The organism is Blautia coccoides (genome assembly GCF_034355335.1).
GTDB classification, from domain to species: Bacteria; Bacillota; Clostridia; order Lachnospirales; family Lachnospiraceae; genus Blautia; species Blautia producta.
Map to the genome: position 1 here is coordinate 3288433 of NZ_CP136422.1, position 19735 is coordinate 3308167.

The following is a 19735-nucleotide window of genomic DNA, read 5'->3' on the forward strand; positions in this document are numbered from 1 at the left end:
CCCCCTCTACACAACCGCAATATCCACCTTCACCTTTCGCTTTTCCGCCTGGAGAACAAAATCTTCAGAAACCTGGTCATCGGTGATCAGAAGGTCATAGGCGGTGATCGGACAGACCGAATGGATCGACTTTCTTCCCAGTTTCTCAGAGGGATATACACCTATATTCATAGAACTGTTTTTCATGATCAGCCTTCCCAGCTCCACTCCTGCACTGCTGTGGAGGGATGCACCATTTTCAACGGACAGAGCTGTGTGTGACAGAAATGCTTTGTCCAGACTTATATTTTTCATCATCTGTATCGTATAGAAATCGTGGCAGTGGCCCCGGTGTGACATCTCTCCCCCAAGTAATATAGCCGAGACATTCAGGTGTTTTCTCAGCTCGTCAGCCACTGTCACGGAATTGGTCACTACTGTAAAAGGAAAATCAGCAGGCAGGTGTTTCGCCATATAATAACCGGCCGCGGAAGTAGTCAAATATATCACATCATTTTCCGAAATATATTCCACTGCCTTTTTTGCCGCCGCAAGGCATCGCTGGTCAATATTTGTATTTTCTTTGGGATTATACAGCTTCTCCGGCACCTTACCTATGGGGCCTGTACTGATCGCACCCCCGTGTGTCCTCTTTAAAAGCCCTCTGCTCTCCAGAGAACGCAGATCTCTTCTGACACAATCAGAAGAAACTTTAAAATGCTCTTGTATTTCATTCACTGTTATATGACCCGATGCATTTACCATATCCACGATCATCTTTTGCCGTTCTTCCATAAACATGACTTCCTTCTCCCTTCCGTATCACTATAATAAAATTTTCATATTTTTTATAAGCAGGTACCTGAAATTTTTTATAGAATATTAGTTTATTAGCTGTGAATAACTCTTTTTATTTTAATGGGTCTTTGGCTTTTTAAGTTTTATGATTTTTTAATTCTTTAAACTTTTGTTCTTTAAATTCTTTATATACTTTGACATAAAGCGAATAGTACCTTACATTACTCTACACCTTAAAAATTTGATCAATTCTCATTTTACTTGTTTTCTAATTTTTGTCCTCATTCTTATTCTTATTTATGTTTATTCTTATTTGTTTATACTTATTTTGCGTATTTTTTGTGCATGTATTCACCTGTTTTGTTCTTATTTATTCTCATTCGTCTTTATTCTCATCATTCAATGCGTACTATCACTTATAGATAATTATATATTACGCTTTCCATTATTTTTTTTCAAGTTCAAACAAGAATTTATTTACTTTTATGCATTCTTATAATCTGTCTCAAGCTATCTCCTACTTATGTTCTTTTCTTGTATCAATCATTAAATGAACTTCTCTCACCGTAAACCCGTCGGTTCTCATCACCCTTGCACAATTCCAAACGTTACTATTCAGCCTTTCGGCTTCATAGCAACAAAAGCATGCACACAGACTGCAAAAACGCAATCTGGCGCGTGGCTGCCTCGAGATTGTCTTGCTAATGCAAGGCAACACCTCGCGGGACAGTGGAAGGCTGAACTGTTACTTCCATACGGAACAATCGTCATTAAAACGCATTGTCTAAACACAAAAACAAATAAAAAGCATCTTCCAAATCGGACATATCACACTCACACAGTACAGTGTAAAATAACCGGTTTGAAAAATGCTCTTATATACAAGTTAATTTTATTAATTTAAGACTTGTAACTGTAAGGATATTGAACAGCTACAGACTAAATCCGCGCAAAATCACCGTCAGTTATAAGGATGTCTGCCCGGTTGATAAATAACTTCTTGCGCTCAGCACAGTAAATGTACAGATCTGTAAAATAGTTACCACAAAATATATTAAAGAATAACTTCTTGTCTTATCATCTATTTTATTTTTGGATAGGAACTGCTGCCTCTGACCACAAGACGTGGTTCGTATTCAATGTGATGGATCATATTTTCCCCGCTGCTGCTGTTTTTTGTTTTCTGCTCCCCCATTTCCTGAATAAGAATCTCGCAGGCATCTTCCCCTTTCTTTGAAACATAATGCTCCACTGTAGTCAAATCAATGCCTCTAAGGCCGGAAAAAAGAAGATTGTCACACCCAATAACTGAAATATCTTCCGGGATCCTGTATTTTTCTCTCAGCAGCGCATCCCTGATTCCCAGCGCAACCATGTCGTTGGTCCCCGCAATGGCTGTAATCTGAGGAACTTGCTGGATCAACTCTAAGGTCAGTTCATATCCTGTTCTGTATTCCATGTCAATTTCCTGAAACATAATATCCATCTCTTTTGGAAGACTTCTGACATATACTCCGTCCGAACAGCCCGCAGCTGCAAATGTATCACAGAACCCCTTAATCCTTGCCCTCCTGGCAGACTGCCGCTCTGTCAGAGGTGTAGAGATAAATCCGACCTTTCGGTGGCCCAACTCCAACAAATACTCAGCAAGCATACATCCCATTTTTTCGCTGTTCAGCTCTACTGTATCTATCCCTGAAACCACATCCTTTTCACCGATCAGAACAACCGGTATCTTCTTTGCCACATTTTGCAAAGATTCCGGGAAGGTGGGGGCAAAGGTGTATATAACCCCTGATGGATTTAGTTTTTCTATCTTCTTTAAATATTTTTCTTCAGTCTGATAGTCCCTTCTAGTATTACATAGAAAAACATCAAATTTATTCTTCTGTGCCGTCTTTTCTATTCCCTGTATCAGGGAAAAATAGTATGGATTCGTGAAATTCGGACAGACCACAAATATCGTACCACGCATACGTATTCTGGACACACGTGGTTTTTTCTCGTTAGTATATCCCAGTTCTTTTGCTGCTTGTTCAACTTTTTTTATCGTATCTCTGGAAAAAGAAACATTATATTTTTGATTTAGTACCATTGATACTGTGGCCTGGGAAACCCCTGCTCTCTTTGCCACATCTGTTGATGTCACTTTCTTTCGATTCATAAACTTTCCTCTGTACTCATCAGCTCTGTTTGTATTGTGATCGTTCTGTATCGCTGTTTTTCATTGTGCTTTTTCTGCGTTCTATAATTTCTACATTCTATATTTTCCGCATTCTGTATCTTCTGTATTCTGCATTGTTTCTGCTAACAATTGCAGAAGAACTGCCGGTAAATTTTGCAGCAGTTGTTTCTTTATACTTTGATTTTTATCTTATCACAAAAAAGCATACGTGACCAGAAGCATATGAAAACCGGCTGTTATTTATTCAGAAACAATTACTATTCACAACCCTAAAAAACAGTTCTGCGAATGGTAATATACTTCACAATCACGCATACAGAGCATTCCGCTTTATATTTGATCGGATATACCGTGAGTTACATGCACAAACGCAAAGAAACACCTCGCGGAACTGTAGCTGTAAACTGTAAACAATAAGGATCAGCTATACGCATTATAAAGACCCCATCTCTTTTCATAATCTACCATACAATACATAAAATTCATAAAATACAGATCATCTCATACCCTTGTCCGATCATCTGCTTGATATGAGTATTCTAAAACAATCTAATGCTCCATCCGACCAGAAACCATAGTATCAGCACTGCCTATTTTGACATCTGCCGCGTTGTCGTCAATCAGTGGAGGAACCACTCCGCTTCCCTCCTCCGCCTTGCAGGCTGACAAAATATTCAGCACTGTTACTATGGTTTCTGACTGGATGGAGCACTAGAACCTATCTTTTTCCTGTCTTTATAAATTTTATTAATTCTTCTGCATCATCAAAATCATCATAGTCACCATATATACCTTCGCGATGATAGACAATACCATTTATTTCATTCTGTTCAAGGCAGTCCAGTAAATACTTTTCTCCATATCTTTTCAGAAACAGAGTGAATGCATACGGCTTCGTCTTTGCCAGTAAGCCTTTTCTACATTCCTCGTTGCAGTTAAAGCAGTAACTGATATTTTTATCAATGGAACATTTTCTATTTTCACACCAATCTTTATCTTTACATCCGCTCTCTTCCGAATGACAGCCTGCACAATTTACATTTTCCGAACATAGACAACATGCCAGTCCACATCTTGCAATGCCTAGCGCTCTTTTCATAAGATCATTTCACTCCCCTCTTCCCCAAGTGTATTCTTCGCTATTGTTCGGAGGAATAATACGGAACACAGAGATAAGCTCCTTCGTATATTACGTCGTTATTCAGATGGTTCATCCGCATAACTTCTTCTATGTATTCCTGCTCGGAGGCATACTCCTCTGTCATATAGTCTTCGGCGATTTTCCATAAACTGGCGCCTTTCTCAATCTGAATACTTGTATAATATTTAGTCCTGCTGCTGTCAGAAGTCCCTGCATTGGCTGTGGCTGCTGCCCGTACCGAAAAAATCAATGTTATCACCAAAGCTAAAAAACCAATCCCTAAAAGCTTTACTCTGTTTGCTCTCTGTCTTCTTGCCCTTCTCCTGATTTCCCTCATAGTTTTCTCCTCCGTACATGCAAATATATGTTCGCGAACATGCGTTCTTTTTATATAACTCATCATAATACAAGAACACATGTTTGTCAATAGAAATCGAACAAATATTCCGAATATCTGTTTGCATTTCATGTCAAAATATGTTATTATATTTTTAAATAACTGTGAGAGTAACAAGCAATAACACTCCAAAATGAACCCCACTCAGAACAGAACCGGAGGTATTACTTATGTCATATGGAAAAATCAGCAAAAAACAATCTGAAATTTTAGAATATATGAAAAACGAAATCCTGAATCGCGGCTTTCCGCCATCTGTACGTGAAATCTGTGAGGCAGTCAGCTTGAAATCCACCTCATCTGTCCATTCGCATCTTGAGACACTGGAAAAAAACGGATACATAAGAAGAGACCCAACCAAACCGCGCGCGATCGAAATTGTGGATGACAATTTTAATCTTGTCAGAAGAGAGACTGTAAATGTACCGATTATCGGAAAAGTTGCCGCCGGAGAGCCCCTCCTTGCAGTGCAGAATGTGGAAGGATATTTTCCCATTCCTTCCGAATACATGCCCAACAAGCAGACTTTTATGTTGGTGGTACAGGGCGACAGTATGGTCAATGCCGGTATCTTCAGCGGTGATTATGTAGTGGTTGAAAAGCAGGAGAATGCCGAAAACGGAGACAAAATCGTCGCTCTGGTAGAAGATTCCGCAACGATCAAAACTTTCTACAAAGAAAAAGATCATATCCGCCTGCAGCCGGAGAATGATTATATGGATCCCATTGTGATACATCCGGAACAGCAGTTCCAAGTACTCGGCAAAGTAATTGGAGTTTTCCGCTTTATGAAATAGCAGAACAAATCAATACTATCCGTCTGAATGGGATCAGCCCGGAGTTTGATCAAATATTATTTTCACAAGCTGTTCATCACACCTTGTCGGAAAATTCCTGCATCAGAAAAAAAACGCCGTACAGAAAATATTTTCTGTACGGCAGCTTTGTAAATCGTAACCGCCAAATAATAATGCGGTCAGATATAAAATTACCCCAGCCCTTTGCGAGTTGGAGTAATTCACTATAATTCACATGCGATTTTTGATAGATTGGAGTTTTTCACTCCAGGGTGCAAGCTCTGCGAGCTGAGCATCAGTCATCTCCTTCGTTGGACGATGATCCAGTAGAAATTTCAGATATTCGTAAATGTTCAGGGCGTGTGCCTTTGCCATTTCAACCATTGTATAGACTACAGCACTGGCATTGGCTCCTTCTACAGAATCACTGAACAGCCAGTTTTTACGGCCAACTGCAAACGGACGGATCGCGTTCTCGCTGAGATTGTTTGTGAAACTACAGCGACCATCCTCCAGATAGGTCTCCGCTGTTTCCCGCCGGTTAAGGACATAATTCACCGCTTTATCCATGCGGGTATTTCGGACTGGCTTTTGCTGCTCAATCCACGACCAGAAAGCCTCCAGAACAGGTTTTTCCTTCTCGAGACGCAGCTGCTTACGTTTTTCATAATCACCGGGATATTTTTTGTTAATGGAATCTTCTATGGCAAACAGGCGGTTACAGTACTGGACTCCCTGTACTGCTGGCTGGCTGTAATCATACTGTTTCCCTTTGGGAACGGCGTCGATAAAGTACCGGCGGATGTGTGCCCAACAGGAACATCGTTTGATATCCGGCAGGCTGTTGTAGCCCTGGTAACCATCCGTTTCCAGATATCCGTGATAGCCTTCCAGAAACTCCTTTGCATAGCTGCCACTCCTGGTTGGAGAATAGCCATATAAGATAATGGCGGAAAGACCATCTTCGCCGCTGCGGAACAGCCACATGAAGGATTGCGTCTGTGCCCGGCGATCTTCTTCCTTCAATACCTGGACTCTAGTCTCATCTGCCATTGCAAAACTGCGCTTCAGCAGTTCCCTGTGGAAGTAATCATACATTGGCTGAAAGTAATTCCTGGAGCAATAGATAATCCAGTTGGCCAGTGTCGTCCTGCTGAACTGGGCACCATACTGTCTCCAGTCTTTCTCCTGACGGTAAAGGGGAAGTCCATTGGCGTATTTCTGATACATCGTCCATGCAACGGTGGATGCGGTCGCTGGGCCTTTTCCTACCAGGGCCTGCGGAACCTGAGACTTTACGATCACAGGTTTTTCTGTGTCTCCCAATCCTTCCTTACAGCACGGACATCCATAACTCTGGCTGTAGTATTCGATCACTTTACATGTTGCCGGAATGAATTCCAGCTCACGGCGGACATACTCTTCACCGATCAGAACCATCTGCGTACCACAGACCGGGCAGACCTGATCTTCTTCCGGAAGAGGAATGACTACTTTTTCAACCTTCAGGCCTTTAAAAAGATCCTCATGGGTTGATTTCTTCTTGCGGGTATGCTCCCGGATCACAGTCTCTTCTTCCAACAGGGAAAGATCTTGTTCCACTTCCGCTTCATCAAAAAGGTGCTGTTGTCCCGGAATGTCATCGGTCCTTCTTTCGCTGGAAGAACCGAAAAGCTTTTTGGTAAGATAGTCCACCTGTTCCTGAAGGGCTTTTTCATGGCTGGTTTTTTCATCAATAACAAGACGGAGAGATCTGATCAATTCCGTCTGCTCAGAGATCATTGTTTTCAGTTGTGTTATGGTATCCTTCAGCTCTCGCAGCTGGATGTCTTTTGCACTGGAAGCCATCGTTTTCTCCTTGAATTTAACACCTTTATTATACCAGAAACACAGCCATTCCTAAAGGAAAACAAGTACTGAAAAACGCTGAATTTATAAGGAAACCTGACATTTTTCTGTGCAGGATTTTTACCAGGATCCAGATGCTTTTTTACTCTGCTTTGAGTGCTTTTGGCTGGTCGATATCAATTCCTGACATTAGCCAGTCGAACTCCCTCCAGGAAAGATTCCGGACTTCCGACTGCTTCCTTGGCCATTGATACCCGCCCCGGATAGACAACCGTTTATAGACCAGGACAAAACCATCCGGTTCATGGAACAGAGCTTTGATCCTGTCCCGTCTTCTTCCACAGAACAGGAAGAGCGCACTGGATGTCGGATCCATCTTAAGCTGGTCTTCGATAATGGCACAGAGACCATCGATCGATTTGCGCATATCGGTATAGCCGCAGACAATGTAGATTTTTTCGAGGCCGGAGATATCACCTAACATGAGGTCTCCCGGATCAGGCGGAGTGTCCTGGTGAGCAGGGCAGGATCGGCATCATTGCTGATGCGGATTGTTACATTATTCATGGACACTTCAATCGTATGTGAATTGTCAAGGTTCGTTTGGTGCATCTGCGATGCTATATGCTGTTCTGGAAGGTGATCCGAAACAATGTCAATGGGAACCACATCCTGTTTTGAATGCGCGATCCCACAATGACCATAATTCGGTGCCGGGATCTGATCCGCTGCTGCTTTTCTGCAGCGGCTGACCCAGTTATAAAAAGTGCTTACTGCGATATCGTTTTCACGACACCAGTCAGCATCTGTCATGCCGCTTTGGCGGCATTCATTGATAAGCCGGATCTGTTCCGCCATCGGAACACGGGCTTTGCGAGTAGTTGTCATAACCTATCCTCCGTAATTGTAGTGAAATAGTCTAAATATCTTTCATCTACAATTATAGAGGAAACCAGGAAAATAGAAAATCCGCAGGAATATTTGGCGCTTACTGTAAATCTAAAATATTGTCAAATAAACTCTATTTATCCAGCTCTTCTTTTTCAATCAGGGAGCCATCTCTCCAGATTCTCTCCAAATCATAGAAAAGGCGGTTCTCCTCATCAAAAATATGAATTACCACGTCCCTGTAATCCATCAGGATCCAATTTGCATTCTGGTAGCCTTCGATCTGCTTTGGCTCTATCTGTGCTTTCCCAAGGATTTCTTCTACGTTATCTGCCATGGCCTGTACCTGATTCCGGTTGCTGCCGCTGGCAATAATGAAATAGTCTGCCAAAGTGGATACCTTTTCAATATTGATGATTTTTACTTCCAGCGCCTTTTTGTCTTCCAATGCTTCACACGCCATCCGTGCGATTTCCTTACTGTTCATATATTCACCTCCTACTATTATATAAAGTCATAGTCTTTCTTTACCTTTTCTACAGGTTTGACTATGCTATTTTAAGATACTGTGGATTGGTTATCACCTCCTACCACTTGATGGTTTAAAAAAGGCTCCAACCACAGTCTCTTTGTTTATTTGTTAATCAGTTAGTTACCGCATGACGGTTTATCAAGAAGTAGGTTACGATTGCAAGGAGCCCTGTGGATCTTAAGACAGTATCAATACTTTATATCAGGAGGTCCTATATGATTTACGTAGGAATTGATGTCGCAAAAGATAAGCATGATTGCTTTATCACAAACTCTGATGGCGAAGTCCTTTTCAAGGCTTTTACCATCAAAAACAATCTCGATGGGTTCGACGAGCTTTATCAGAAAATAGAATCCGTTATGGAAGATGCTTCTAAAGTAAAAGTAGGCCTAGAAGCCACTGGACACTATAGTTACAATCTTCTCGGATATCTGCTTGATAAAGGTCTGGCCACCTTTGTTATCAACCCGTTACATACTAATCTGTACAGAAAAAGTCTAAGCCTTAGACAGACGAAAACGGATAAAGTTGATGCCCATACAATTGCTTCTATGCTAATGTCTGACGTGAACTTAAAGTCCTACTCAGACACATCGTATCACAACGAAGAGCTTAAGTCACTTACTCGCTATCGTTTTGATAAAGTTAAAGAACGCGCGAAGCTTAAAACATCTATATCCCGTCTTGTATGTATCCTTTTCCCTGAGTTAGAAAAGCTTGTTCCAACACTTCATCAGAATTCTGTTTATGAGTTACTCTACGAATTTCCTGGTGCAAAACAGGTAGCTAATGCACATCTCACAAGACTTTCAAATCTTCTTGAAACCGCATCTAAAGGCCACTACACAAAAGAAACCTCTATCGCTTTTAGAGAGGCTGCAAGAACCTCTATCGGTTCAAATATGCCAGCTAAATCGCTTGAATTAAAGCACACCATTAAGCTCATTAGAGAGCTAGATTCTGAAATCGAAGAGATTGAAAACGAGATTAAAGTCATCATGGATGAAATCAATTCTCCAATCCTTAGCATTCCTGGAATCAGCTATCGAATGGGTGCCATGATTATTGCTGAAATAGGTGACTTTAGCCAATTCGACTCTCCAGATAAGATCCTTGCTTATGCAGGAATGTCGCCTTCTACCTATCAATCCGGCCAGTTAGATAACTGTTATGCCAGAATGGAAAAACGTGGTTCTAGATACCTTAGATATGCTCTGTTTAATGCAACCGCATATGTTTGTCTATGGGATCCAACCTACAAGGCTTATCTTGCCAAGAAACGAGCTGAAGGCAAGCATTACTATGTTGCAATGTCTCACGCGACCAAGAAACTAGTTCGGCTAATTTATCATCTCGAACGCACTGGACAGCAATACCAAAAAGCAATCTAATTCTTCCAACATCATATCTTCTTGTCAGAGCATCATACTCGATGCTCTATTTGTCATGCAATTTTCAAGGTACTGATTGCGATGAATAAGTCATCGCCACTATACTCAAAACATCTCTGTTTTTGAAACTATTTATTGACTTTCTTTAATAGTTAGTCTTCTTTATTTTATTGTTATGAATCTCTTCGTAATAAACAAATGCTTCTTTTGTAGCAGGATCCAGAGTTTTCGGATTGCTTCCGAGATAATCAAGAGTATCCCTCAGCACCTCATACATGCATTCATCTAGGTCCTCAAAGGCCAGTCTGCGCACTCTCGCTAGATTGGGCGCCTTGTCCCTGCCTGGTTCAATATAGTCTGCCAGGTAGATGATCTTTTCAAGCTGAGTCATCTCCGGTTTGCCTGTGGTATGCCAACGGACAGCAGACAGAATCTCCTTATCCTCAACATCATACTTTTTTCTGGCTATATAAACCCCTAATTTTGAGTGAAGAAGAAACGGTGCTTTTTCTTCTATCTCAGAAACTGGAATATTCTTTTTTTCACACAGCTTCAGTTTCTTATCATTTGGTATACATTTCGCACAGTCATGAAGCATTCCTGCTGTCTGTGCCTTTTCCAAATCACCGCCATGGGCCATAGCCAAAGCTGCCGCTGTATACATCACTCCAAGAGTGTGTACATAACGCTCTTCATCGAGATGTTTTTTCAATTTTTTTGAAAAGGCTCTCAAATCATAATTCATCTGTATCACATTCCTCATAAATATGGTTCTCCCTGATATAAGCAATGACATTATCAGGCACATAATATTTTATGGTCCTCTGCCCTGCTATCCAGGAGCGGAGCATTGCAGATGAAATATCAATATTCAGGGAATTCAGTTTGCGGAAAGTTCCGCTGTATTTTTCCTCCAGGAAACGGATTGCTTCATCCAGACGTTCCTGACTGGTATGGTTCCGCGTAGCTGCCACCACCGTACATGCTCTGCATATTCTGCCCGGCTCCCTCCACTTATCAAAGTCAAAGAGAGAATCAGCCCCCAGAATAAAGAAATAGTCTGTATCCGGGTGCTCTGCCTTTAGACGCTCCAGAGTTCTGTAGGTGTAGGTAAATCCGTCCTCGTTCATCTCCTCCAAAGAAAGAGAGAAATGTGGATTTGAGGCGATGGCTCTTTTCACCATTTCACTGCGCTGTTCATCTGTTGCTCTGTGAAGGCGCCTTCTCTTATGGGGAGGATTTCCTGCAGGCATAAAAAGTACCTGGTCTAAGTCAAACTGCTCATAGGCTGTCTCGCCCAAAATCAGATGTCCAATATGGATGGGGTCAAACGTCCCGCCCATGATGCCCACTCGTTTTCTTTTCTCGCACATGACTGTACCTCTTATCAGGATATCCTATTATGGAAGAAATATTTTCTTCTTTTCCTTTTTGCCTTCTTTATATAAAACTATTTTCTTGCCAATCACCTGCACCACCTGGGATTTTGTCCTCTCGGCAAGCACCTCCGCGATCTGCTTGGGATCATCCATACAATTCTGAAGTACATTTATCTTGATCAGCTCTCTGGCTTCCAATGCTTCAGCTACCGACGCTGTATTCTCCGGTGTCAGACTGGATTTTCCAATCTGCAGGACAGGATCCATAGTCATAGCAAGACTTTTCAAATAAGCCCTCTGTTTACTTGTCATGTTATCTCCTATTTGTAATAATCAAAATCAAAGCCGTACATCCGTACTGTGTCGCCCTCTTCAATACCGGCTTCTTCCAAATCTGCCAGAATACCACTTTCTTTCAGGAATCTCTGGAAGAAAGAAAATCCTTTCTCTGAATCCAGATTGGTATAACCCAGCATCTTTTCAATTTTCGGTCCCTCAATATAGAACAGGTGCTCATCCTCTTCATCCTGTTTTACGGTATAAGGCAGATTTTCTGTGATCAGTACATCTTCCGGGAAAAATTCCTGTTCAAAAATAACTGGCTCCTTATCAATCTTATCCAGAAGACTCTTTACATAATAAAGCAGCTCTTTCAGGCCTTTTCCTGTAGCCGCAGAAATTGAGAACACTTTGATTCCCTGAGGCTCAAACTCCTGCCGGATACACTCAACAGGATCTTCGTCCTCACTGTAAATCATATCTGTCTTATTGGCCGCGATGACCTGGGGACGCTCCATGAGCTTCGGATCATAAGCTTCCAGTTCTTTGTTGATTTTATAGATATCATCTATGGGATCTCTTCCCTCTGTAGACGCAGCGTCCACCAGATGAATCAGTACACGGGTTCTCTCTATATGGCGCAGGAATTGGTGGCCAAGGCCGATACCTTCCGATGCCCCTTCGATCAGACCCGGAATATCCGCAATGACAAATCCATCACAGCCTTCCAGATCCACAACTCCAAGATGAGGATTGATGGTTGTAAAGTGATAATTGGCGATCTGCGGTCTGGCATTGCTCACTCTTGTAAGCAAAGTTGACTTTCCTACATTTGGGAATCCGATCAGACCTACATCTGCTATCACCTTCAGCTCCAGCATAACCTCAAGCTCCTGTGCCGGCTGTCCCGGCTGCGCGTATTTTGGCACCTGCATGGTAGCTGTGGCATAGTTCATGTTTCCTTTGCCGCCTTTTCCACCCCTTAACACGATTTGTCTTTTGTTTTCTCCGGACATATCAGCAATGACCTTTCCGGAAGCGGCTTCCTTGATCACAGTCCCCTCCGGAACTTTGAGGATAATATCATTGCCGTCGGCGCCATGACATCTTTTCTTGCCGCCGTCCTGTCCGTTCTCTGCCGCATATTTTCGTTTATGCCGATAATCGGTTAAGGCATTCAGACCTTTATCCACTTCAAAGATAACATCTCCGCCTCTGCCGCCATTGCCGCCGTCAGGACCGCCGTTGGGAACGTATAATTCTCTTCGGAAGCTCACATGGCCGTCACCGCCTTTTCCGGAACGGATCGCGATTTTTGCTCTGTCTGCAAACATAAAAACCTCTGACTTTCTAAATCTGCCTTGGCAGATATATTGCTAAAAAAAGCGGCTTCAAACCAGAACGATTTGAAGCCCCCCTTAATTCATGACAATAGAAAATCCGCCAAGCGCAGATTCTATTGTTACTCTGCTGTTACCGGTACTACAGAAACCTGTTTTTTGTCTCTGCCTTTTCTCTCAAAACGAACAACACCATCTACTAATGCAAATAAAGTATCGTCGCCGCCGCGTCCTACATTCACACCCGGATGAATTTTTGTTCCGCGCTGTCTGTAAAGGATGTTTCCGGCTTTTACAAACTGTCCGTCTGCTCTCTTTGCGCCCAGTCTTTTAGATTCGGAATCTCTACCGTTCTTGGTAGAACCCACACCTTTTTTATGAGCGAAAAACTGAAGGTCCATTCTTAACATGTCCTTACACCTCCTCGAATATGACATCAATATATTGTCTGTTTTCTTCTTCGTCTTCCATTCTCTGCAATCCGAGAATGAGGGAATTCAGCAACAATGCAGCCTCTTTGGAAGGTTTTGCCTCCAGCCTGAATACGATACCGCCATTTTCCCTGTCCACATCCACTTTAAAAGCATCATCTGTGAACTGTTCAATAGAATTTACCGCATTGATGACAAGAGCGGAAATAGCCGCACAGACGATATCCTCGCCCTGTCTGGCATACCCGGCATGTCCACTGGTATCAAAGCCTGTCACAACGCCGTCACTGTTCTGATAAAACGTAATGTACGTCATAATTAAGCGTTGATTTTTTCAATCTTAACTTTGGTGTACTGCTGTCTGTGACCGTTTTTCTTGTGGTATCCGGTTTTCGGTTTATATTTGTAAACGATAACCTTTTTTGCTTTACCGTTTCCAACTACAGACGCGGTTACAGTAGCGCTTGCTACGTCGTCACCAACTTTTAACCCATCATTGTTTACGGCAAGGACCTGGTCAAATGTAACAGTTTCTCCAGCTTCTGCTCCAAGTTTTTCTACTCTGATAACATCGCCTTCGGCTACTTTGTACTGTTTACCACCTGTTGCAATAATTGCGTACATATGGCACCTCCTATTATCATTACTCGCCAAAATATGGTGGCTGACTATTTCACAGCGCTTCAAACCTCTTTGTGCGGCATACTCGCTTATAATAGCACAGGAATGTTTGTTCGTCAATATAATCTTGAAAATTTTACAAAAAATTTGTTTAATCTGTTTACCTTCAGTAAATCTGCTTCTTAACTACAGCAGCCGTAAGAAAACGGTAAAATTCTCCACCGGACTTTGTCTTATCATTTGCCACAGGGAATCGTCGAAGAAAATTCCGTATAAAAACAATACTCCGCCTATCATAGCCGGTATGACTGAAGAGACTGTGAGAAATACGATCCAAAATGTCTGATGCTCTTTCGGAAAATAAGGTACCTTTCTGCCCTTTTCTCTCCGCAGGAGATAACCTGCGGTATAGATGGCAAATGGTGCCACGCAGCCAATTGCCACATAGATACCAAGAGCCGCTACAGGAATACCAAACTCCATCAGATATTCTGCACTGGCCGCTGTATCACTCTCAGTCTGGCCAAAGGAGAGAAGCGTGGGCAGAAAATTGTTGGCAAAATGGAACAGGGCCGGATAAACCATATTCTCAGTTCTGAGCATCAGCCAGGACAACGCCCCGCCCAAAAGCGCAGTGGGCATAAAACGCCATACGCTCCCATGAAACAAACCAAACAAAAGTCCCATGATCAGCACGATCAGCCATTCTCGTTTCAGGCTTTTCAGGCCGTGAAGAATGACGCCTCTGTGCATGGCCTCTTCACAGACAGCAGGCATTACGGCAGTGATAAAAATGGAGATCAGCAGCGGCACACTCGCAATTATATCGTTCAGTGCGCTGCTTGTCCCAAACATCTGCTCAGGAAACAGCCATGCGATCACCATAGTCACCGGCAGCACCAATGCGTATACTCCTGCCCAGAGCAGCAGTGTGCCGAAAATTTTACTCCATGACGGTTTTCTCACTGGAAAAACCTCTGCGAAATCTGCGCCGCAAAGTGCTGTGATCCCCACTGACAGTAAAAGGAGATACAGCTCTGTCATAGCCAGCCCGTACATTCCAAATTTCATCTGCATCCATGCAATAATTGTATAATAAGACACCATAACCAGCACAAAAAGAAGAATTCCATGCACCGGTCTCAGCCGCTTCTTTTGATGGTTCATAAAATCATCGTATTTTCTCTCCATCTAGCACCGCCTCCCGCAAGGTATCACCCTGATACATTAACTTCAGGGAGAAGAACGGATGGTCCTCCTCCAAAAGCTTGAAGAATATCTTATCCCCCTCCCAAAGGTTCAGATTCAGCACTTCTTTTTTCTGCACCCATTCCAGAATGCCCTCATTGCAGGCACATAAAGTACCTTCATATCCATCTGCTGTGTACAGACACATATATTCCGTGTCCGGCTCCCCTGCCAGGGGTTTGAAAATAAATGTGACAATGCCTCTAAATTTATAAGAGGTCAGGGTCAGTCCGGTCTCCTCTTTCACTTCCCGTAAAAGACAATCTTCCGGACTTTCATCTTCCTCAAAATGTCCGCCGACACCGATCCATTTGTCCTTATTTACATCAGACTCCTTTTTGATCCGGTGCAGCATCAGATAGCTGTCGCCTTTCTCAATATAACACAGCGTTGTAAGCATGGATTTTACTTTCATAACTATGATTACCTTACACTTTCCTGATATTCTTCCCGAAGCTCTTCTGCCAGGGATTTTCTTATTTTTTTGCGGGTCACTTCCACAATATTCAGTTTTGTAATGTCCACCACATTCCCCTTTACAGGATCCTGGTTCAGGTATCTCTGCAGAGTCTGCAGCAGCTCATCTTTGTCTTTCTGCTCTTTCAGATTGATAAAATCTATTAAAATCATACCGGACAGATTGCGGAGACGCAGTTGTCTGGCAATCTCCTTTGCCGCCTCCAGATTGATTTTTCGGAAAGTCTCCTGCATATCTTTTTTACCGGTATATTTTCCGGTATTCACGTCTATGGAGACAAATGCCTCCGTCTGCTGGATGACCAGAAAAGCCCCTGATTTCAGCCATACTTTCTCAGACAGAGCTTCCTTCAGAACCGTTTCCAGTGAATATAATCGTGGCAGGGGCAAAAGCTTGTCCTCATACAGACGCAGCTTCTCTGCCGGCATTCCGTAATACTCCAGATAACGGGCAACCTGCTCGTAAAGTTCCCTGTTGTCTGTGACGATCTCTTCCAGGTCCTGCTCATATACATTCTGCAAAACCTGCAAATATTCCGGCTGGTTTTCATAGATCAGGGAAAAACAGGTTCTGGTCAAAGCTTTTTCTTTCACTTGGCGCAAACATTCCAAAAGCCGATCAAGCTCAGAGAGAAGCTCTTCCTCTGCCGCATTTCTGCTGTTGGTACGAACGATCACTCCGGCATCCTTCGGAAGAACAGGCTGCAATGTTTCTTTCAGTCTTTTTTTCTCCTCCGCGTTTAATTTTCCTGAAAAACCAGGCATTGCCCAGACAGCGGTAACTACCAGATATCTTCCCGGAAAATTCAGATCGCAGGTTACACAGGGGAGTTTTCCCCTGATAGGTTCCCTGCACACCTGCACCAAAAGCTCATCGCCCGGCTTCAGCTTTCCGCTTTTTTTCCTGTTTGTATAAAGAGGAACTGACTTTTCATCCATTGAATAATAACACATGATACCGTCAGCAATCTCTATAAAGGCCGCACGAATATTTTCAGCGATATTTTTTACTTTTCCCACATAAATGTTGCCCAGAATACTCTTATGCTCAAACTGGCATATGTCAAGCTGACAGACCTTCCTGTCCTGTATCAGAGCCGCTGTCAGCCGTTTCCTGCCGGAAATATCCATAGGTGTCAGGATCAGCTTACTCAATTTCCTCACCCAAAGCTTCCAGCGGCACGAGATGCCGCTCCTCCTCCGTGCCGGTATCGGCATAAAGTTCACTTCTATGCACCATAAAAGCCCATTCATCGTAAGGCACGCCTAAAAACTGGCAAAAAGCTTCCATGACAAGCTCCGGCTTTGTATTATTAGAGCTTCCGGCAGCCAAAGTCAGATAAATATGCCCTTCTTTTTCTTCCATATGATAAATAAACGGACGGATATCCACTTCTTTTTCACTTTTCTTTGTTTTTTTCATGATCAGAATAGACGGCTGTTCTGTGAACTCCAAAATCTTATTTTTCCAATCCTCTGATGGTTCTTTTCCCTCACGAAATGTCAGCACATAATCAGCGGCAGCCACAAGAGACATGGCCTTTCCCGCTTTTCCGTCTTCCACCTGGTGGATACTTAATATACGCATTCCATCCACCATGGCATCATTCAGCTTTTTGACCATTTCTTTAGAGGAAAATACGCTTTTCAGCTCCAGATCAAAGTATTCGCCTGTGCTGGTTATTCCAACTCCTAAAGGAGACGCGAAAGACATGATCATATGAGGGCTGTATCCCTCAGAAAATGAAGCGTTCAGCCCTGCGCGCTTTACAGCTTTCTGGAAGTACCGCATAATATCAAGATGGCCGATAAATTTCATTGCTCCCTCTTTCGCAAATTTCACTCTAACCTTCAATGCAGACACCTCCTTTGTAAGAAGCTGCGCCGCAACCGGAACATTTTTCCCGACAGTTCGGCGTCACAACTCCCTCTTTCGCTCTCTCCCATTCCTTCAAAAGGAATTTTTTCGTCACTCCTGCATGGATGAAATCCCAAGGGAACAATTCATCAGCCGGACGCTCACGGAGCGTATAGAATTCCGGATCAATGCCCAGTTCTTCAAAAGCCTTCATCCAGATATCATATCGGAAATATTCAGACCACGCGTCAAAAATAGCTCCGTTTTTGTAGGCCAGCTCCAAAACATCACAGATCCGTCTGTCACCCCGCGCCAAAATCCCCTCCAGCACCGTGACGTCTGCCTCGTGATAGTTGTATTTAATACTCTTTTGATTTAACTGCGCACGGATTTCATCTTTTACCACTTTCGCCTTTGCCAGATACTCCTCTTTGCGGCACATGGAAGCCCACTGGAAAGGAGTAAAAGGTTTCGGCACGAAAAAGGAGGTACTTGCTACGATCTGACATCTGCCCCGGCGCTGTTCTTTCGGAATTTCATAGTATTTCTTTGCAACCTCTTCGGCGAGATGGGCGATACCTTTCATATCCTCCTCCGTCTCTGTGGGAAGTCCCAGCATAAAATACAGCTTTACTCTGGTCCAGCCTCCGGCAAAAGCTTCGGCCGCGCCGTTAAGGATCACTTCCTCTGTCAGTCCTTTATTAATGACATCACGCATACGCTGCGTTCCCGCTTCGGGAGCAAAGGTCAGACTGCTCTTCTTGATATCCTGGACTTTACTCATGACATCCAGAGAAAAGGCATCAATACGCAGGGAGGGCAGAGAGATATTTACATTTCTTGCAGAGCACTCGCTGATCAGATGATCGATCAGCTCCGGCAGTTTGGAATAATCGCTGGAGCTTAAGGAACTCAGTGAAATCTCCTCATGTCCGGTACTTTCAAGCATAGCCTGAGCCGTTTTTTTCAGGAACTCCACATCCCGTTCCCTGGTAGGCCTGTAAATCATACCAGCCTGGCAGAAACGGCAGCCACGGATACATCCCCGCTGGATTTCCAGGGTAACGCGGTCCTGTGTTGCCTTGATAAATGGTACAACAGGTTTTTCCGGATAACAGACATCTGAGAGATCCATAACCACCTGTTTTTCTATTTTCTCTTTTGAATGGGGATTATTCGGAGTAAAGGATGCCAGTGTTCCATCCTCGTTGTACGCTGCGTCATAAAATGCAGGAACATAGATGCCCGGTATCTCTGCCGCGCGCTCTAAAAATTCTTTTTTGCTTTTTCCCGCATTTTTGAATTCCTTATATATATTAAGGAATTCATCGAAAACCGTTTCCCCTTCACCAATATAAAAAACATCAAAGAATTCTGCCAGCGGCTCGGGATTATAGGTACATGGGCCTCCGCCCATAACGATCGGATATTCTTCTCCTCTGTCTTTGGAACGTAGGGGTATCCGGCTTAAATCCAGGATTTGCAGGATATTCGTATAACACATCTCGTATTGGATGGTTATACCAAGAAAATCAAAATCTTTTATGGGATCCTGGGATTCCAGAGCAAAGAGAGGGATTTCCTTTTCCCGCATGACAGCGTCCAAATCCGGCCAAGGGGAATAGACACGTTCACACCATACATCCTCCCTTTTATTAAACATATCATATAATATCTGAATTCCCAGATGTGACATTCCGATTTCGTAGACGTCCGGGAAGCACATGGCAAACCGCACGTCCACCTTACTTGCGTCCTTATTTACCGAATTTACCTCATTGCCAATGTAGCGTGCTGGCTTCTCGATTTTCAGTAATATTTCATCACTTAAAGCTAGTTTTCTCATATTTTTCCTCTCATTTTTTGTTACTAAATCACAAATTTGAAGTTGCCTTGTGAAGATGAAATTCCTCTCTTTTTATATGCATTTTAAGTCCTTATCTGCACTGTATTTTTATACACTTCAATGCATAATGGGTTAAAAATAGAGGTCAGGTCACAAATAGCACTTTTTTCAAATCTGCGCTACTATGCATAATCATACAGCATTATGCAACATAGTCTGATACAGAAAGATGATTTTCTGTAAATCCTTTATTAATGCAATCTTAGATATTATATACATTTTGAGGAATAACTTCAAGTA

22 protein-coding genes are annotated in these 19735 nt (G+C 42.9%); 2 read left to right on the forward strand and 20 right to left on the reverse strand.

The window, feature by feature from the left end:
• Window positions 1-6: 6 nt before the first annotated feature.
• The 4 genes from BLCOC_RS14655 to yneA all read right to left on the reverse strand — a co-directional run bounded on the left by BLCOC_RS14655 (window position 7) and on the right by yneA (window position 4440).
• Complete coding sequence (locus BLCOC_RS14655) at window positions 7-774, reverse strand: DeoR/GlpR family DNA-binding transcription regulator (protein ID WP_242998955.1); 768 nt, start codon at window positions 772-774, stop codon at window positions 7-9.
• A 1084-nt stretch (window positions 775-1858) separates the two neighbouring features.
• Complete coding sequence (locus BLCOC_RS14660; protein ID WP_115622593.1) at window positions 1859-2941, reverse strand: LacI family DNA-binding transcriptional regulator; 1083 nt, start codon at window positions 2939-2941, stop codon at window positions 1859-1861.
• Window positions 2942-3680: 739 nt separating this feature from the next.
• On the reverse strand, window positions 3681-4061 hold the full coding sequence (locus BLCOC_RS14665) for a DUF3795 domain-containing protein (protein ID WP_029468973.1): 381 nt from the start codon (window positions 4059-4061) through the stop codon (window positions 3681-3683).
• A 40-nt stretch (window positions 4062-4101) separates the two neighbouring features.
• Window positions 4102-4440, reverse strand: a complete 339-nt coding sequence (yneA, locus tag BLCOC_RS14670; protein WP_115622595.1) for a cell division suppressor protein YneA — start codon at window positions 4438-4440, stop codon at window positions 4102-4104.
• A gap of 230 nt (window positions 4441-4670) precedes the next feature.
• Here yneA and lexA point away from each other — a divergent pair, with 230 nt between their 5' ends.
• Window positions 4671-5297 carry a transcriptional repressor LexA gene (gene lexA, locus BLCOC_RS14675; protein ID WP_029468971.1) on the forward strand — a complete coding sequence of 209 codons (627 nt, stop codon included), beginning with the start codon at window positions 4671-4673 and terminating at the stop codon, window positions 5295-5297.
• Between the two features lie 231 nt (window positions 5298-5528).
• Here the strand turns inward: lexA and tnpC are convergent, their stop codons facing one another.
• From tnpC to rsfS, 4 genes are all read right to left on the reverse strand, one after another.
• Window positions 5529-7145: an IS66 family transposase gene (gene tnpC, locus BLCOC_RS14680; protein ID WP_115622596.1), complete on the reverse strand. Its 1617-nt coding sequence runs from the start codon at window positions 7143-7145 to the stop codon at window positions 5529-5531.
• Window positions 7146-7287: 142 nt separating this feature from the next.
• Complete coding sequence (gene tnpB / locus BLCOC_RS14685) at window positions 7288-7629, reverse strand: IS66 family insertion sequence element accessory protein TnpB (protein ID WP_115622597.1); 342 nt, start codon at window positions 7627-7629, stop codon at window positions 7288-7290.
• Window positions 7623-8033 carry an IS66 family insertion sequence element accessory protein TnpA gene (gene tnpA / locus BLCOC_RS14690; RefSeq protein ID WP_227225493.1) on the reverse strand — a complete coding sequence of 137 codons (411 nt, stop codon included), beginning with the start codon at window positions 8031-8033 and terminating at the stop codon, window positions 7623-7625. The genes tnpB and tnpA overlap by 7 nt, the downstream gene beginning before the upstream one ends.
• Before the next feature lie 133 nt (window positions 8034-8166).
• Window positions 8167-8520, reverse strand: coding sequence for a ribosome silencing factor (gene rsfS, locus BLCOC_RS14695; RefSeq protein ID WP_018598167.1), 354 nt, complete (start codon window positions 8518-8520; stop codon window positions 8167-8169).
• 260 nt (window positions 8521-8780) lie between these two features.
• Here rsfS and BLCOC_RS14700 point away from each other — a divergent pair, with 260 nt between their 5' ends.
• Window positions 8781-9956 (forward strand): IS110 family RNA-guided transposase, encoded by a 1176-nt coding sequence (locus tag BLCOC_RS14700; RefSeq protein ID WP_115622538.1) that lies wholly within the window; start codon window positions 8781-8783, stop codon window positions 9954-9956.
• A 145-nt stretch (window positions 9957-10101) separates the two neighbouring features.
• Here the strand turns inward: BLCOC_RS14700 and yqeK are convergent, their stop codons facing one another.
• From yqeK to BLCOC_RS14760, 12 genes are all read right to left on the reverse strand, one after another.
• Window positions 10102-10701, reverse strand: coding sequence for a bis(5'-nucleosyl)-tetraphosphatase (symmetrical) YqeK (yqeK, locus tag BLCOC_RS14705; RefSeq protein WP_115625405.1), 600 nt, complete (start codon window positions 10699-10701; stop codon window positions 10102-10104).
• Window positions 10691-11329: a nicotinate-nucleotide adenylyltransferase gene (nadD, locus tag BLCOC_RS14710; protein ID WP_029468969.1), complete on the reverse strand. Its 639-nt coding sequence runs from the start codon at window positions 11327-11329 to the stop codon at window positions 10691-10693. Before nadD ends, yqeK begins: the two co-directional genes overlap by 11 nt.
• Window positions 11330-11356: 27 nt before the next feature.
• Window positions 11357-11647 (reverse strand): ribosome assembly RNA-binding protein YhbY, encoded by a 291-nt coding sequence (yhbY, locus tag BLCOC_RS14715; protein ID WP_018598164.1) that lies wholly within the window; start codon window positions 11645-11647, stop codon window positions 11357-11359.
• Window positions 11648-11655: 8 nt separating this feature from the next.
• On the reverse strand, window positions 11656-12948 hold the full coding sequence (obgE, locus tag BLCOC_RS14720) for a GTPase ObgE (RefSeq protein WP_115622598.1): 1293 nt from the start codon (window positions 12946-12948) through the stop codon (window positions 11656-11658).
• Window positions 12949-13076: 128 nt separating this feature from the next.
• Window positions 13077-13364 (reverse strand): 50S ribosomal protein L27, encoded by a 288-nt coding sequence (gene rpmA / locus BLCOC_RS14725; RefSeq protein WP_018598162.1) that lies wholly within the window; start codon window positions 13362-13364, stop codon window positions 13077-13079.
• Window positions 13365-13368: 4 nt separating this feature from the next.
• The gene (locus BLCOC_RS14730) at window positions 13369-13701 is read right to left on the reverse strand and encodes a ribosomal-processing cysteine protease Prp (RefSeq protein WP_018598161.1); all 333 of its coding nucleotides are present in this window, start codon (window positions 13699-13701) and stop codon (window positions 13369-13371) included.
• Between the two features lie 2 nt (window positions 13702-13703).
• Window positions 13704-14009: a 50S ribosomal protein L21 gene (gene rplU / locus BLCOC_RS14735; protein ID WP_018598160.1), complete on the reverse strand. Its 306-nt coding sequence runs from the start codon at window positions 14007-14009 to the stop codon at window positions 13704-13706.
• Between the two features lie 183 nt (window positions 14010-14192).
• Window positions 14193-15197 (reverse strand): CPBP family intramembrane glutamic endopeptidase, encoded by a 1005-nt coding sequence (locus BLCOC_RS14740; RefSeq protein ID WP_115622599.1) that lies wholly within the window; start codon window positions 15195-15197, stop codon window positions 14193-14195.
• Window positions 15178-15669, reverse strand: a complete 492-nt coding sequence (locus BLCOC_RS14745; protein WP_029468965.1) for an NUDIX hydrolase — start codon at window positions 15667-15669, stop codon at window positions 15178-15180. The genes BLCOC_RS14740 and BLCOC_RS14745 overlap by 20 nt, the downstream gene beginning before the upstream one ends.
• Window positions 15670-15677: 8 nt before the next feature.
• Window positions 15678-16895, reverse strand: a complete 1218-nt coding sequence (locus BLCOC_RS14750) for a ribonuclease E/G (protein ID WP_115622600.1) — start codon at window positions 16893-16895, stop codon at window positions 15678-15680.
• A complete protein-coding gene (locus tag BLCOC_RS14755) occupies window positions 16879-17586 on the reverse strand; it encodes a TIGR03936 family radical SAM-associated protein (protein WP_115622601.1) in 708 nt (235 codons plus the stop codon). Before BLCOC_RS14755 ends, BLCOC_RS14750 begins: the two co-directional genes overlap by 17 nt.
• Window positions 17576-19435 carry a TIGR03960 family B12-binding radical SAM protein gene (locus BLCOC_RS14760; RefSeq protein ID WP_115622602.1) on the reverse strand — a complete coding sequence of 620 codons (1860 nt, stop codon included), beginning with the start codon at window positions 19433-19435 and terminating at the stop codon, window positions 17576-17578. Before BLCOC_RS14760 ends, BLCOC_RS14755 begins: the two co-directional genes overlap by 11 nt.
• Window positions 19436-19735 lie beyond the last annotated feature (300 nt).

Coding starts and splice junctions, on each gene's coding strand:
- nadD (WP_029468969.1), bottom strand. CDS start 11,329: ATGTGCGAGAAAAGAAAACGAGTGGGCATCATGGGCGGGACGTTTGAC.
- BLCOC_RS14660 (WP_115622593.1), bottom strand. CDS start 2,941: ATGAATCGAAAGAAAGTGACATCAACAGATGTGGCAAAGAGAGCAGGG.
- obgE (WP_115622598.1), bottom strand. CDS start 12,948: ATGTTTGCAGACAGAGCAAAAATCGCGATCCGTTCCGGAAAAGGCGGT.
- BLCOC_RS14740 (WP_115622599.1), bottom strand. CDS start 15,197: ATGGAGAGAAAATACGATGATTTTATGAACCATCAAAAGAAGCGGCTG.
- BLCOC_RS14760 (WP_115622602.1), bottom strand. CDS start 19,435: ATGAGAAAACTAGCTTTAAGTGATGAAATATTACTGAAAATCGAGAAG.
- yhbY (WP_018598164.1), bottom strand. CDS start 11,647: ATGACAAGTAAACAGAGGGCTTATTTGAAAAGTCTTGCTATGACTATG.
- BLCOC_RS14700 (WP_115622538.1), top strand. CDS start 8,781: ATGATTTACGTAGGAATTGATGTCGCAAAAGATAAGCATGATTGCTTT.
- BLCOC_RS14655 (WP_242998955.1), bottom strand. CDS start 774: ATGGAAGAACGGCAAAAGATGATCGTGGATATGGTAAATGCATCGGGT.
- tnpA (WP_227225493.1), bottom strand. CDS start 8,033: ATGACAACTACTCGCAAAGCCCGTGTTCCGATGGCGGAACAGATCCGG.
- tnpB (WP_115622597.1), bottom strand. CDS start 7,629: ATGTTAGGTGATATCTCCGGCCTCGAAAAAATCTACATTGTCTGCGGC.
- tnpC (WP_115622596.1), bottom strand. CDS start 7,145: ATGGCTTCCAGTGCAAAAGACATCCAGCTGCGAGAGCTGAAGGATACC.
- rplU (WP_018598160.1), bottom strand. CDS start 14,009: ATGTACGCAATTATTGCAACAGGTGGTAAACAGTACAAAGTAGCCGAA.
- BLCOC_RS14745 (WP_029468965.1), bottom strand. CDS start 15,669: ATGAAAGTAAAATCCATGCTTACAACGCTGTGTTATATTGAGAAAGGC.
- lexA (WP_029468971.1), top strand. CDS start 4,671: ATGTCATATGGAAAAATCAGCAAAAAACAATCTGAAATTTTAGAATAT.
- rsfS (WP_018598167.1), bottom strand. CDS start 8,520: ATGAACAGTAAGGAAATCGCACGGATGGCGTGTGAAGCATTGGAAGAC.
- yqeK (WP_115625405.1), bottom strand. CDS start 10,701: ATGAATTATGATTTGAGAGCCTTTTCAAAAAAATTGAAAAAACATCTC.
- BLCOC_RS14730 (WP_018598161.1), bottom strand. CDS start 13,701: ATGACGTACATTACGTTTTATCAGAACAGTGACGGCGTTGTGACAGGC.
- BLCOC_RS14665 (WP_029468973.1), bottom strand. CDS start 4,061: ATGAAAAGAGCGCTAGGCATTGCAAGATGTGGACTGGCATGTTGTCTA.
- yneA (WP_115622595.1), bottom strand. CDS start 4,440: ATGAGGGAAATCAGGAGAAGGGCAAGAAGACAGAGAGCAAACAGAGTA.
- rpmA (WP_018598162.1), bottom strand. CDS start 13,364: ATGTTAAGAATGGACCTTCAGTTTTTCGCTCATAAAAAAGGTGTGGGT.